Below are 13134 nucleotides of genomic sequence, written 5' to 3' on the forward strand. Positions count from 1 at the left end.
TTTTTAACCCTGTCCTAAGTACACGCGGCGTACTTCTGCATTATTCTGAATGTCCGCTGGCGTACCCTCAGCCAAAAATTCTCCATGATGGAGGACGATAATTCTTTCGCATAGTCCCATAATGAGTTTCATCTTGTGCTCAACCAAGATCACTGTTCGCTCTGTAGCTAATGTACGAATCAACTCCATCATGACAAGCGTTTCTTCAGGCGACATACCAGCGGTTGGTTCATCTAAAAGCAAGAGGCTAGGATTACAAGCTAATGCCATTGCAATTTCGAGGGCGCGTTGTTGCCCATGAGCTAGATCACCAGTTTTTTTATTTCTTAGATGCTCTAGATTGACGCGCTTTAATAGCTGATCTGCAAGCTCAATTGGACGTGGATAGTGTTTTGCATTCGTTAAAAAGTTGTAGCGACTCGTTTCCATTTGTGCCGCTACCCGAACATTTTCATGAACTGTTAATTGCTTGAAGACATTGGTGATTTGAAAGCTTTTGGAAATTCCTATGCGGGCAAATTCATGCTGTGCAAGACCTGTAATATTTTTGCCATTAAATAAAATTTCTCCACTGGAAGGTGGAAAGGCACCGCTGAGGACGTTAAAGAAAGTACTTTTACCAGCACCATTAGGACCAATGATGGCAGTTAGTGTGCCAGGCATAAAGCGGGTGGATACATCTTTTAGTGCCTGAAATTTTCCGAAGATTTTGCTAATATTGCGAGCCTCAAGAATGGGCATCTCATGCTTACTGGTCATTGTGATGAGTCCTGCGAAATATGTAATTTACTTAAAATGCTGCCCCAAATTCCCTTAGGAAAAAAGAGGACGAAGAACATAAATACGATGCCAACGACTGCCATCCAATGCTTGGTATATCCGGTAACAATGTCCTCCAAAAATAGCATGACCGCAGCGCCAACAAAGGGGCCAAAAAAAGTCCCCATACCACCCAAAATACTCATCATGACCGCTTGACCAGACTGCAAGTAATTCAGGGAATCTATGGGAACAATGGATAAATGTAGAGCGCGCAGAGATCCTGCTAAGCCGCAAATTGCCGCAGACAAAATAAATACTAGTAACTTGGTGCGCGCAACATCATAGCCGCAGGCAGCCGCCCGCTTTTCATTCTCTCGAATGGCTTCCATTACAGCGCCAAGCGGAGAATTCAGGATACGAGAAATCAGCCAAATTGCAAGAACGACAAAAAATAAAATGACGTAGTACTTCGCTAGGGGATTGAGGAGGTCAACTGGAATCCCAAATATTTCAAAATTATCTACTCGCACCCCTCTCAAGCCATTTTCTCCGCCCGTAAGGCTCTCTGCTTTATAGAAGATGAAGTAAACGATTTGCCCAAGCGCTAAAGTGACCATCGAAAAATAAATGCCACGAGTCCTTGTAGCCAGGAAGCCCATCAAAAGACCCCCAATCGCAGCGCCAATGACTCCAATCAGAATCGCCAAGCCCCAAGGTAGAGAGTAATGAACAATGCTGATTCCTGTCAGATAGCCGCCAATGCCAAGAAATGCGGCATGCCCAAACGATAGGAGTCCCATATAGCCAAAGAGGAGATTAAAACCCATGGCGAATAAACCAAAAATCAAGATATTTACAGCCAATGCTTCGTATGGCATTAAAAATGGAAAGATCATCAAAAACAGGCTACTTGCCAATACGCGATGTCTTGCAATGAGTTGAAAGAATGAGTTCATATTGATCATTGGGCTTAACCCATTGCTCCCGCTTTACCAAATAATCCTTGCGGACGAATAATGAGAACCACTGCCATTAATACAAAAATAGAAAGTTCTGCAAAGTCTGGGAAGAACAGGGAGGTCATGCTGTATACAATCCCAACGAGAAGTCCGGCAACTACCGCTCCAACTGGTGAGCCCATTCCGCCTACCACCGTAACTACAAAAGATTCCGCCAAAATGGGAATGCCCATCTCAGGGTTTACAGAACGAGTGGGCGATGCCAAAATTCCAGACAACCCAGCAATCGCACAACCTAAAGCGAATACAAAAAGCCATACTTTCGCAATATCAATACCCAATACCTTGACGATTTCTTGATCAGCTGCACCTGCTTTAATGATCAGTCCATATTTAGTCTTTTGGATGAAAAACCAAACAGCAAAAAGAATTAGTGCAGTTGCGCCAATGAGGAATATTCGATATTTTGGAAAATAACCAAATCCAACATTCATTGCGCCACCCAAGCCTTCTGGCGTAATGGAGGGTAGGCCTTCAATACCAAAGGTCACGCGCATTGCTTCGATCAGCACATACGACAGCCCAAAAGTAAGGAGAAGAGGGTAGTCGATGCCGCGTCCATAAAGAGGGCGAACCAAAAACCGCTCTGTAACTAAGCCAATGCAGCCGGTTAAAAGGGGGGTAATAACGAGGCTTAACCAAAAGTTACCTGTAATGCCTAAGAAGTAGACCCCTAAAAAGGCGCCAACCATAAAAAAGGCGCCGTGCGCAAAATTAACGACATTGAGCATGCCGAATATGAGGCAAAGCCCAAGCGCCAAAAGTGCATAGATGCTACCCAGGGAAATTCCAGTGAGTAACTGCATGCAAAAAAGTTCGAATGAAAGTCCGGTCATAAGTATGTGTGATAGGCGTCTTGCTTAAACGCGATAGAAAAATGAATCGGGGTAAATAGATCATTTACCCCGAAATTCTAGATTTAAGCTTTGAAGCCCAACTCAGTGCACGAGCGCATATTCTTATCGGTGGTTGGTTCGATCGTCAAAATATTAAATATGTCGTACTTATCCTTCATATTCTTCGATTTTGATTCAATGATGATCACCGATTGCACCGCCTGGTGATCGCATTTGCGATAGTATTCAGGACCCTTATACCAGTCGTACTTCATGTTCTCCATTGCAGCAATTACTTTTGGAGTATCGATTGATTTAGCAATCTTGACAGCAGCCAATACGCTCTTGACGCCGGCATATCCGTAGGAGCCGTAATCCGATGGAACTGCCCCGTTATACATTTTTCGATAGGCGTCATTAAATACTTTGGCGCTAGGAATGCGATCTTCAAGGCCCCAGTAGTAAGAGGTTCCACCAATAATTCCTTCAAATGCTTCGGGACCACCAGCGAGGCGAGCGGTATAGAGTAGTACAGGCGTAACTATTTTCATACTAGACTTCAAGCCAAAGTCCGTACATTGTTTGGCAGCATTGACCAAGTCGCGACCAAAGTTGCATAACACCAAAATATCGGGATTGAGTGCTTTGATGCGTGGCAAAAATGCCGAGTAATCAGAGGCACCCAGTGGGTGGCGAATATCGGCAAGAGTCGTAGCACCCATTTCTTTACCGGCTCGCTCAAAAGCGCGCACCATTTCATGGCCATACGCATAATCCGCAGTTAAGAATACGATCTTTTTTCCATAGCGAGGGATGGCGTAGCGGGCGACAGCGCCAGCAGTCATGGTTGGGTTAAGGGCCTCATGAAAAGTGTAAGTGCTCCAATCTTTTGCTTCATTAATGGCATCGGATTGACTGATGGAGTTAAAAAGCACCTTACGCTCTTTACATACCGCATTAATGGAAAGCTGGGTGGCTGCGGATACAGAGCCAACAACGAAGTTAACCTTATCTTTTTCGATTAACTCAAGGGTTCGAGTAGCTGCTTCACCTGAGTTTAATTTGTCATCGCGAACTAGTAACTCTGCCTTGCGACCATTAAAGCCGCCGGCATCGTTAAATTCCTTAATGGCCAGCTCCGCTGCTTTTACTTGATCCTGCGCTTCTGCAGAAAAGGGCCCAGTCAGCGGTGTTGGAAATCCAATTTTGATAGTCTCTGCTTGCGCCTGCGCTAAATTAATCCATAGCGGTGTTGTTGCAGCAGTTGCCCCACCAATTAGTAACTTTCTTCTGGTTTGATTCGTTATCTTTTGTTTCATGGTTGTCTCCTCCATATAAAACAGTTGGTTAAATAAGTTTGTTGCTCAATACACCATTAATGCTTTTATTTATAGTTAACTTAAAGTGTTGCTGCTGCTACTGGTACTGCTTTTCCTGCTGCTAATAATGAACTAATATCTACAGCCGTTTCTGCCATTACCGTATCGGCATTTCGCTTAAGACTTTCTCCATCGCGATTACCTTTGGCGCCCTGAGCTTGCATATATCGCCCTAGATATTGGGCCCTGGCAACAACCTGCTGACCAAGATGCAGTCGCTCTACGCTGTAGGCATCTAAGGCTGCCGGGACTGCGCCTAATAGAGAGATGTGTTTGGCAATACACATGGCCTCATCACCTGCTTTAGTGACCCCCATTCCAACATGGGGTCTGCCTACAAAAGCCGCATCACCCATGAGCGCGATTCTGCCAAACACTATTTGCTCCGAGCGCACGTCATAGATAGCCTGCAGGAAAGGAGCGGGCGTCTTTTCTAAAATCTCTGCATATTGTGGGGCCAGTATTTCTCGGGCTGCAGATCGCATGGAGTGAATATGCTGCCAGGATACTTTTGCTGGCGGAATACCTGTGGGGTAATGGTGGCCATCAGCATCGCTCAGTAATTTAATGAGCTCATCCTCTTCTGAGGCAGGGCGATACCAGACAAAGTTGTAACGACGACTGCCTACACGGGTGTTATTTCCCGAGCCGGCGACAGGGTAGCCTAGCATTTGCTCGCCATTTGGTAAGCAAAAGCCAAAGTAATTAAAGAGGGTGTCTAATGTGTATTTGGATAAGCAGCCCTCATCACAAACTCCGCGCCACGCAATGTAACCCGCATACTCAGGACCTACGGCAGGAGCAACCTGCGCACGTACCGCAGATCGAATGCCATCCGAAGCAATTAATAGGTCAGCGCTGTAATTGCTGCCATCTTCACAGTCAACATATACTTTGTCGGCGTCTTGTGAAACAGTCTTGACAGTTTTCCCTTGTAGGTAACGCTCACTAGAAAAATTTTCTTTTAGCAACTGATACAGGCGGCTCCAAGAGGTGAGGGTTTGCGTCAAATCCATTTCGCCTAGGCTGGAGCCATCGGCACCGAGTGTGACGCGTTTGCTAACCTTTACCCCGAGGTTTTCATCTATCCTTATACCGGCTTCGCGTAAGGCGTCTGCTAGAGCATCATGGGTCACAATTCCAGCGCCACGACCATCTAGTGAGCCACTTGCCTTTTCTAGCAACAAGACATCTTGACCTTGACGTAGCAGGATATTGGCAGCAAATAAGCCTCCCAAAGACCCGCCGACGATTAATATCTTTGCCATGGCTTACTTTTGCGCTTCCTTGGCATCCAAGGCAGCTTTTTCTGAGGCTGGGTAATTTAATTCAATCACTATCCCATTGGGATCATCCAGAAAGATTTGGTGTAGTTTCAGAACGGGGACGGTACGCTCTCTATACTTGGCGCCAAGCCTTTTGAGTAATTGAATTTTCTCTTCCAGGCCGGTTGCAAAGAATGCAACGTGGTCAATAGCACCTGATCCCTTTAAGCTTTCAGGATCACGCTCTCCTAGATATTGTTTGAGCCCATTGGGATCATTTTTATCTATGGCAATCAGATGCAAGACTGCATTTGCCCAGTCGCTGTCATCCCCGTTGTACATCCATACACCTGGGAATGGAAATTCTGGTCTGGGTCCTACAGTTAGCCCAAGGTAATCGCTATAGAACTGGGTTGTTTTTTCAATTTCCAGACTACGAATTGAAAAATGATTGAGGCTTAAATTTGACATGGATACCTTATTGACTGGTAAAAATAGATTGGGCTGAAAGAAGATATGAGCGCACGCGGTCTTGAATAATTTCTTTATCAGTATTTTGGTTATCTGAAACATAAATAGATTGGCCATAAACCCATCTACGCATACCGATATAAAAAATTCCGCCATGCAAGCCCATTAATAGCTCAAGCTCCCTCTGGCTGGGCTTGGAGCGTGTACTACGCTTACAAAATTTACGGGTTTCTCGAATCAATCTGGGCAGAAGTCTTAGGCGCAATAGCTCAAAGAATCGATCGCTAATGGAATGCTCGCTAAGACCTGAAAAAAGCAAGATTCGAACAAAGTCATAAGTCAGAACAGTGTTTGAATAGTCAATATAAAAAGCGTTCAACTTTTCTTCTGGTGAGAGCTTCTTGTCATCGAGCAACTCTTCCCACTGTGGTTTCCAGCGTGACTCAAAGACCTCTCGGTACACTTCTTGGATGAGGGCCTCTTTGGTCGGGAAGTAGTGGTAGAGCAGAGTGTGTGTGACACCCAATTCCTTGGTGAGATTTCTTAACTGACCATCTATGCCATTTTTGGCGAAAAATTGGATGGCCCCATTCAGAATTTGGCGCTTGCGTTCAACCGTATTCATTCTGCGCCGAGTTGGCTGAGCGGATCCATCAATGCTATTGGGCATTTCTGTATTGAGATGGTTGTTTTGAGAAAAGCTCATGGATGCTCAGGGTTTATCCGAATTTAGGCTTATTGACCAAAAGTTAAATAATGGTACATTGTTGAGCAGTTGGTAGATAAGACTCTATTCGTATAAACCCCAAGGAGATGACATGGAATTAAATGGCGAGCAACTCATTGCCGCTCCCATACCGGACGTATGGAGGGGTTTGAACGATATTGATGTACTGGCTAAATCCATTCCGGGCTGTGAAGAAATTAGCAGAGTCTCTCCAGAGGAGATTCACGCTAAGGTCATGTTCAAGATCGGTCCTGTAAGAGCCCGTTTTTCCGGCAAGCTCCTATTGAGCGACGTGATTCCAGAGCAAGCCTGTTCAATGGCTTTTGAGGGTTCTGGTGGCGCTGCGGGATTCGCTAAGGGTCGCTCTCGCGTGGAATTGAAGTTGGTTGATGGCGGAACCTTGGTTTCTTACACGACTGAAGCCTCCATTGGTGGCAAATTAGGGCAAATTGGAGGGCGCTTAATTAGCGCTTCAGCAAAAAAAATTGCCGATGATTTTTTTCAAAAGTTTGCCAAGGAATTGGGTGGTGAAGTCATTCCGCTTCAATCCGCTCCCGAAGATTAAACCTACGCCACACGAAACTAAAGCAATCCAAGTCAGACGACTTGGTAAAAATAAAGCAGTGGAGGAGACCTTATGAAAGCAGCTCAATTTGATTATGTAAAGCCCAAAACCCTTTCAGAGGCGCTGGACTTGCTGGTCGAGACTGGTGATGATGCTCGCTTAATGGCGGGCGGACAAACATTGTTGGCAACCTTAAATATGCGACTTTCAGAGCCAAGTATCTTGATTGATATCACTGGCATTGCTGAGTTAAAAGGCATATCTGTGCAAGGTGAGAGCTTGCGTATTGGTGCTTTGGTTACCCATACAGAGATAGAGGATTCAGATCTGGTGGCCAAGCATGCTCCACTACTAAAGCTGGCTGTTCCACATATTGCTCACCGCGCTATCCGCAATCTTGGTACTTGGGGCGGCTCATTGGCGTATGGCGATCCAGCCGCAGAGTGGCCAGCGTGTAGCATTACTTTGCAGGCTACCATGATTATTCGCGGGCCATCTGGCGAGCGACGAATTGGCGCCGAAGATTTTTTTATTGATCTCTACACCACATCCTTAGAGCCTGATGAAATCTTGGTAGCTACTGAAATTCCAATTGCTAGCAAGGATCAAATCAGTTATTTCAATGAACTCGCCCGTCGCCATGGCGACTATGCCGTTGCTGGAATTGCAGCAGTTGCAAAAAAGAGTGGTGACGTGCTCAGGGACTGTGTTTTTACTTTCTTTTCGGTTGGCGCAACTCCGGTAGTAGCGACTAAAGCCCAAGCACTCATTGATGGACAAGAGCTCAACGATCAATTGATTAAAGAGGCCGTAGAGATTGCCAGGAGTGAGATTGAGGCAATCGCTGATTTAACCAATAGCGCAGAGGCGAAGCAGCATCTCATCGGTGTATTGCTTGAGCGTTGCCTTAAAGACATGCTAGCCCAGAGATAAAAGAGGGTTTGGAGAACAAAATGAGTTTGAAGAAAAAAATTTCAATGACTGTCAACGGTGAAGCAGTCTCAGCGGAGATAGATCCACGCAGACATTTGGTAGATTTTCTGCGAGAAGATCTTTTTCTTAAGGGCCCTCATTTGGGTTGTGAGCAAGGCGCTTGTGGCGCTTGTACTGTCAAAGTAAACGGTCAAATTATTCGCGGCTGTTTATTCTTGGCCGTTCAGGCTGATGGCAGCATTGTAGAAACTATTGAGGGCGCAACTAAAAGTGGTGCCCTAGAGGACCTTCAGAATGCATTCATGCGCCATAACGCAATGCAATGTGGATTCTGCTCCTCTGGCATGTTGCTTGCGGCCGCTGAGCTCATTGAAAAGCAACCTCACGCTACTCGCGCTCAAGTGCGTGAATGGATCTCAGGAAACTATTGCCGCTGTACTGGTTACCACTCGATTGTTAACGCTATTGTTGACGTCCTCAGCGCTCGCGCTAACGCTTAAGAGAGTACCTCATGAATAAGCCCTTTGAATCAACAGTTATGACAAGCAATCCCATCACTAATGATCAACGCTATATTGGTGTGAGCGAACCAAGACATAAAGCCCGTCGCCTTCTTGAGGGTCAAGGTACCTATGTGGACGACATCGTATTGCCGCGTATGGGGCATGTGGTCTACTGGCGCTCGCCTGTTGCACATATGAAAGTTGTCAAGATTCATAGTGAAGTAGCCCGTAAGATGCCAGGGGTATTGGCCGTTATTGATGGCGTTCAAATGGCAGAAATTTGTAAACCCTGGGTTGCTACTTTGGGTCATATGGTGGGCATGAAATCAGCTCCTCAATATGCTCTGGCAATTGATCGGGCTTGCTGGCAAGGTGAGCCAGTCGTAGCAGTGGTTGCAAAAACCAGAGCGCAGGCTGAAGATGCCTTGCAATATATCGACGTGGAATGGGAGGAGCTGCCGCCAGTAGTTTCTATGGAAACTGCTTTAGATCCAAGCACTCCATTGATTCATCCAGAGCTGGGCGACAATCTGTGTTTCACGCGTAGTCTTGATGTTGGCCAAGTGGATGAGGTATTTGCCAATGCTGATGTAGTGGTTGAAAAAACCTTCGGGTTTGGGCGTCATACTGGAGTTACCTTAGAGCCTCGCTGTCAAATTGCTGACTACAATCCGGGCAATAAAAGCTTGACGGTATATCACTCGCAACAAGCGCCGCATATGATGCAGGATTTGTATTGTCGGCAATTTGGTCTATCGGAGTCCGATGTTCAAGTGATTTGTAAAGATGTCGGTGGATCTTTTGGAATCAAGGTACATGCTTACCCAGATGATTTTGCAACGGTGGGTCTTGCTGTTTTGTTAGGGCGTCCAGTCAAGTTTGTTGCTGATCGACTAGAGTCCTTTACCAGCGATATTCATGCGCGTGAGCATCGAGTCAAGGGTCGAATTGCAGCAAATCACGCTGGCGATATTCTTGCATTTGAAATCGATGACTTGACTGGCATTGGTCCCTACTCCATGTTTCCAAGAACGAGTGCGATTGAAGGCAATCAAGTTGTTAATCTAGTGGGTGGCCCCTACAAACATCAACACTACCGTGCAAAATTAAATGTGGTGTTTCAGAACAAAGCCCCAACCTGTCAGTATCGTGGCGTAGGTCATCCCATTGCATGTGCGGTAACCGAAGGTTTAGTTGATTTAGCTGCGCAAAAATTACAGATCGATCCTTTGGAGTTTCGCAAGCGTAATGTGATTCCAGATGATGCATATCCTTGCACTGGTGCATCTGGAATCAAGCTTGAAGTGCTCTCTCATGAGGAGTGCTTAAGAGTGATTGAAAAAATGATGGACTATCCCGCTTTACGCAAAGAGCAAGATGAGCTCCGTAAGCAAGGAATCTATCGAGGCATTGGTTTTGCAACCCTGATTGAATTAACTAATCCAAGCCCTGCTTTTTATGGCGTTGGTGGCGCCCGTATTGCATCACAAGATGGTGCTACCGCACGATTGGATCCCAGTGGGGTGGTTACAGTGCTGATTGGGGTTGGCGAGCAAGGTCAAGGCACTGAAGCAATCTACGCACAAATTGCCGCTGATGGGGTGGGCGTATCTATTGATGATGTTCGCATTGTCACTGGGGATACTTCGGTTACTCCATATGGTGGCGGCACTTGGGCATCGCGTGGTGCTGGTGTTGGTGGGGAAGCTGTTCTGTTGGCTTGCCAAGCATTGCAGGAAAATATCCTTAAGTTGGCTGGCGCTATTTTGAATCGCCCAGTCGACGATTTAATAGTGTATCGCGGCACTATCTTAGATAGGGCTACAAAAGCAGAGTTACTGCCTTTTACTGAAATAGGTCGTATTGGTTATTTCAGAACGGATACTTTGCCTACTGGATTTTCTGCTGATCTCATGGTGACTCGGCATTACACCCAAAAGGAATATCCATTCATTTTCACTAATGGCGTACAGGCTTCGTATGTTGAGGTTGATCCGGAAACCGGATTTGTAACCTTATTGAAACACTGGGCTGTAGAAGATTGTGGGCGCGTACTCAATCCGATGTTGGTTGATGAGCAGGTGCGTGGCGCTATTGTGCAGGGTATTGGCGGTGTGCTTTTTGAGGAATGTCTCTACGATGAAAGCGGTTTATTGCGTAACGGCAGTATGGCTGATTACTTGGTGCCTATGGCAAACGAGATGCCTGATATTGAGGTGGCTCATGTACAAACACCAACACAGTCATCAAAACTGGGTGCTAAGGGCGCAGGCGAAGCTGGAACCGCAGGTGCCCCAGCAGCCGTTCAAAATGCCATTAACGACGCGCTATCAGCTTTTAATGCCTCTGTATTTGATCAGCCAATTACACCAGAAAAGATACTGCGCGCGCTCGGGAAGCTTTCATAAAACTGACTTAATCAGATTGGTGCATCCCCCATATTGCCATTGGGGATGCATCCTGTAATATCTGGAAAACGGTCTAGCGCCTAACTGCCCCCCACTTTATTAAATGGTAAATCTACGTATGTCTACATTAAAAGGTAAAACAGCAATCGTGACTGGTTCGACCAGTGGTATTGGTTTAGCAATGGCTATTGGACTTGCTAAGCAGGGCGTCAACATCATGGCCAATGGTTTTGGTGAAAAAGACGCCGCTATTGCCCAAATAAAAGCATGTGGTGTTGAAGTGGATTATCACGGTGCTGATATGAGCAAACCCGCCGAAATTAAAGATTTAATAGAGCAGACTGAAAAGCGTTTTGGTTCCATCGATATCTTGGTCAATAATGCCGGCATTCAGTACACGGCAAACGTTGAAGATTTCCCGGAGGATAAATGGGAGTCGATTATTGCAATTAACTTGAGTTCGGCTTTTTACACCTCTCATTACGCGCTCCCTGGTATGAAAAAACGCAATTGGGGTCGCATTATCAATATTGCTTCAGTGCATGGCTTGGTGGGATCTGCACAAAAGGCTGCCTATGTAGCTGCGAAACACGGTATTGTTGGCTTAACAAAAGTGACCGCTTTGGAGAACGCAAAAACCGGCATTACTTGTAATGCAATCTGCCCAGGGTGGGTTTTGACTCCGCTCGTGCAGAAACAGGTTGATGCGCGTGCAGAGCGTGATCATGTCTCAAATGACGAAGCTAAAAACGCGCTGGTTTCTGAGAAGCAGCCTTCAGGTGAATTTGTTGCTCCGGAACAGTTGGCAGCTTTAGCGGTATTTTTGTGTGGCCCTGATGCTTCTGAAGTGCGGGGCGCAGCCTGGAATATGGATGGGGGCTGGACGGCTCAATGAAGTGCTGGGTAGATGATTGAAGATTTGGGGGTCTTTGGGCCCCCATTTTTGATGGTACCGCTGAAAATATCAGAATAGTCTATAGTTGCAGAAATCCTAATTAGTCACTCTTGACTCAACACTACTTCGAAAGGAAAAAAACAATGGAACATACATTGCCACCATTGCCATATGCTCTTGATGGCTTATCCCCCTATATCTCAAAAGAAACGCTTGAGTACCACTATGGGAAACATCACCAGACTTATGTAACCAACCTGAATAATCTCATCAAGGGTACTGAGTTTGAGTCTTTAGGTTTGGAAGATATTGTTAAAAAATCTACTGGAGGCATTTTTAATAATGCTGCTCAGGTCTGGAACCATACCTTTTATTGGAATAGCATGAAGCCAAATGGCGGCGGTGTACCAACTGGTGCTTTAGCTCAAGCTATTGATGCTAAGTGGGGATCTTTTGATCAGTTCAAGGAAGAATTTACTAAATGCGCGATTGGCACATTTGGCTCTGGTTGGGCATGGTTGGTCCAGAAATCGGACGGTAGCTTAGATCTCGTTTCCACCAGTAATGCAGCCACCCCATTAACGGGTGACGCAAAACCTTTGCTCACTTGCGATGTATGGGAGCATGCTTATTATATTGATACACGTAATGCACGTCCAAAATACCTAGAAAACTTTTGGAATTTGGTAAATTGGGAATTTGCAAGTCAAAATCTTGCATAAGTAGTAATTCAACATCAATTAGGAGACTTCTAATATGGCTTCAATTCTGTCCTCTTTAGGGCGCACCGTTTTAGCAGGTTTTGTGCTGCTCGTTTTGATCATTTTGGCTTTGGGTGGCAACTTTTCCGCTCCTGAATTGCCATTTGTATTCCGTTGGTTGCATGTCATGTGTGGCGTCATGTGGATTGGTTTGCTCTGGTACTTTAACTTTGTGCAAATTCCTTCCATGCCAAAAATCCCTGATGAGCAAAAGCCAGCAATTGGCAAGGTAATTGCTCCAACTGCTTTGTTTTGGTTCCGTTGGGCTGCTTTATTTACCGTGATTACCGGTTTGATTGTTGCAACCTTAAACGGATATGTGCATCAGGCAATGACTTTGCAGGCTCCATTCCGTCCAATTGGCTTGGGTATGTGGATTGCTTTAGTAATGGCGTTTAACGTTTGGTTCATCATTTGGCCAAATCAAAAACGTGCCCTTGGCATTGTTACCGTTGAGGCAGATGTCAAAGCGAAATCAGCTCGCGTAGCGATGTTGACATCCCGTTTGAATACATTGTTATCCATCCCAATGCTGTTCTTGATGGTGGCTCAGTCACACAATACAACTTGGTTCATCATTGATGTGATTGCTCCTGTGGTGCAATAAGAA

At 45.7% G+C, this 13134-nt stretch carries 14 protein-coding genes; 7 read left to right on the plus strand and 7 right to left on the minus strand.

The features are described from left to right. Nucleotides 1–3: 3 nt before the first annotated feature. The 7 genes from M2125_RS01995 to M2125_RS02025 form a co-directional block, all read right to left on the minus strand. Entirely contained in the window at nucleotides 4–759 is a 756-nt protein-coding gene (locus tag M2125_RS01995) for an ABC transporter ATP-binding protein (RefSeq protein WP_076022987.1), read from the minus strand. Continuing rightward, complete coding sequence (locus tag M2125_RS02000; RefSeq protein ID WP_076023164.1) at nucleotides 756–1718, minus strand: branched-chain amino acid ABC transporter permease; 963 nt, start codon at nucleotides 1716–1718, stop codon at nucleotides 756–758. The genes M2125_RS01995 and M2125_RS02000 overlap by 4 nt, the downstream gene beginning before the upstream one ends. Nucleotides 1719–1732: 14 nt before the next feature. Then, on the minus strand, nucleotides 1733–2587 hold the full coding sequence (locus M2125_RS02005) for a branched-chain amino acid ABC transporter permease (RefSeq protein WP_233126599.1): 855 nt from the start codon (nucleotides 2585–2587) through the stop codon (nucleotides 1733–1735). Between the two features lie 113 nt (nucleotides 2588–2700). Beyond that, on the minus strand, nucleotides 2701–3936 hold the full coding sequence (locus M2125_RS02010) for an ABC transporter substrate-binding protein (RefSeq protein WP_076022989.1): 1236 nt from the start codon (nucleotides 3934–3936) through the stop codon (nucleotides 2701–2703). 80 nt (nucleotides 3937–4016) lie between these two features. Then, a complete protein-coding gene (locus tag M2125_RS02015) occupies nucleotides 4017–5264 on the minus strand; it encodes an FAD binding domain-containing protein (protein WP_076022990.1) in 1248 nt (415 codons plus the stop codon). A gap of 3 nt (nucleotides 5265–5267) precedes the next feature. Further along, nucleotides 5268–5732, minus strand: a complete 465-nt coding sequence (locus tag M2125_RS02020; protein ID WP_076022991.1) for a VOC family protein — start codon at nucleotides 5730–5732, stop codon at nucleotides 5268–5270. Nucleotides 5733–5739: 7 nt separating this feature from the next. Then, nucleotides 5740–6438 carry a TetR/AcrR family transcriptional regulator gene (locus tag M2125_RS02025; protein WP_083657463.1) on the minus strand — a complete coding sequence of 233 codons (699 nt, stop codon included), beginning with the start codon at nucleotides 6436–6438 and terminating at the stop codon, nucleotides 5740–5742. 112 nt (nucleotides 6439–6550) lie between these two features. Here M2125_RS02025 and M2125_RS02030 point away from each other — a divergent pair, with 112 nt between their 5' ends. From M2125_RS02030 to M2125_RS02060, 7 genes are all read left to right on the plus strand, one after another. Further along, the gene (locus M2125_RS02030; protein WP_076022992.1) at nucleotides 6551–7024 is read left to right on the plus strand and encodes an SRPBCC family protein; all 474 of its coding nucleotides are present in this window, start codon (nucleotides 6551–6553) and stop codon (nucleotides 7022–7024) included. A 72-nt stretch (nucleotides 7025–7096) separates the two neighbouring features. After that, nucleotides 7097–7957 carry an FAD binding domain-containing protein gene (locus M2125_RS02035; RefSeq protein WP_076022993.1) on the plus strand — a complete coding sequence of 287 codons (861 nt, stop codon included), beginning with the start codon at nucleotides 7097–7099 and terminating at the stop codon, nucleotides 7955–7957. A 20-nt stretch (nucleotides 7958–7977) separates the two neighbouring features. After that, on the plus strand, nucleotides 7978–8457 hold the full coding sequence (locus M2125_RS02040; protein ID WP_076022994.1) for a (2Fe-2S)-binding protein: 480 nt from the start codon (nucleotides 7978–7980) through the stop codon (nucleotides 8455–8457). 11 nt (nucleotides 8458–8468) lie between these two features. After that, the gene (locus tag M2125_RS02045) at nucleotides 8469–10868 is read left to right on the plus strand and encodes a xanthine dehydrogenase family protein molybdopterin-binding subunit (protein WP_277539963.1); all 2400 of its coding nucleotides are present in this window, start codon (nucleotides 8469–8471) and stop codon (nucleotides 10866–10868) included. A gap of 118 nt (nucleotides 10869–10986) precedes the next feature. After that, on the plus strand, nucleotides 10987–11763 hold the full coding sequence (locus tag M2125_RS02050) for a 3-hydroxybutyrate dehydrogenase (RefSeq protein WP_076022995.1): 777 nt from the start codon (nucleotides 10987–10989) through the stop codon (nucleotides 11761–11763). Nucleotides 11764–11906: 143 nt separating this feature from the next. Then, on the plus strand, nucleotides 11907–12485 hold the full coding sequence (locus M2125_RS02055) for a superoxide dismutase (RefSeq protein WP_076022996.1): 579 nt from the start codon (nucleotides 11907–11909) through the stop codon (nucleotides 12483–12485). Nucleotides 12486–12519: 34 nt separating this feature from the next. Continuing rightward, nucleotides 12520–13131, plus strand: a complete 612-nt coding sequence (locus M2125_RS02060) for a urate hydroxylase PuuD (protein WP_076022997.1) — start codon at nucleotides 12520–12522, stop codon at nucleotides 13129–13131. The last annotated feature ends 3 nt before the right edge of the window (nucleotides 13132–13134 follow it).

The sequence above is a fragment of the Polynucleobacter sphagniphilus genome (assembly GCF_029892205.1).
In the GTDB taxonomy this organism is placed as follows: Bacteria; Pseudomonadota; Gammaproteobacteria; order Burkholderiales; family Burkholderiaceae; genus Polynucleobacter; species Polynucleobacter sphagniphilus.

What these genes read in the sequence shown, in the direction of transcription:
- M2125_RS02000 (WP_076023164.1), bottom strand. Translation starts at nt 1,718, where the DNA reads ATGAACTCATTCTTTCAACTCATTGCAAGACATCGCGTATTGGCAAGT.
- M2125_RS02015 (WP_076022990.1), bottom strand. Translation starts at nt 5,264, where the DNA reads ATGGCAAAGATATTAATCGTCGGCGGGTCTTTGGGAGGCTTATTTGCT.
- M2125_RS02020 (WP_076022991.1), bottom strand. Translation starts at nt 5,732, where the DNA reads ATGTCAAATTTAAGCCTCAATCATTTTTCAATTCGTAGTCTGGAAATT.
- M2125_RS02030 (WP_076022992.1), top strand. Translation starts at nt 6,551, where the DNA reads ATGGAATTAAATGGCGAGCAACTCATTGCCGCTCCCATACCGGACGTA.
- M2125_RS01995 (WP_076022987.1), bottom strand. Translation starts at nt 759, where the DNA reads ATGACCAGTAAGCATGAGATGCCCATTCTTGAGGCTCGCAATATTAGC.
- M2125_RS02010 (WP_076022989.1), bottom strand. Translation starts at nt 3,936, where the DNA reads ATGAAACAAAAGATAACGAATCAAACCAGAAGAAAGTTACTAATTGGT.
- M2125_RS02025 (WP_083657463.1), bottom strand. Translation starts at nt 6,438, where the DNA reads ATGAGCTTTTCTCAAAACAACCATCTCAATACAGAAATGCCCAATAGC.
- M2125_RS02060 (WP_076022997.1), top strand. Translation starts at nt 12,520, where the DNA reads ATGGCTTCAATTCTGTCCTCTTTAGGGCGCACCGTTTTAGCAGGTTTT.
- M2125_RS02050 (WP_076022995.1), top strand. Translation starts at nt 10,987, where the DNA reads ATGTCTACATTAAAAGGTAAAACAGCAATCGTGACTGGTTCGACCAGT.
- M2125_RS02045 (WP_277539963.1), top strand. Translation starts at nt 8,469, where the DNA reads ATGAATAAGCCCTTTGAATCAACAGTTATGACAAGCAATCCCATCACT.
- M2125_RS02005 (WP_233126599.1), bottom strand. Translation starts at nt 2,587, where the DNA reads ATGCAGTTACTCACTGGAATTTCCCTGGGTAGCATCTATGCACTTTTG.
- M2125_RS02040 (WP_076022994.1), top strand. Translation starts at nt 7,978, where the DNA reads ATGAGTTTGAAGAAAAAAATTTCAATGACTGTCAACGGTGAAGCAGTC.
- M2125_RS02035 (WP_076022993.1), top strand. Translation starts at nt 7,097, where the DNA reads ATGAAAGCAGCTCAATTTGATTATGTAAAGCCCAAAACCCTTTCAGAG.
- M2125_RS02055 (WP_076022996.1), top strand. Translation starts at nt 11,907, where the DNA reads ATGGAACATACATTGCCACCATTGCCATATGCTCTTGATGGCTTATCC.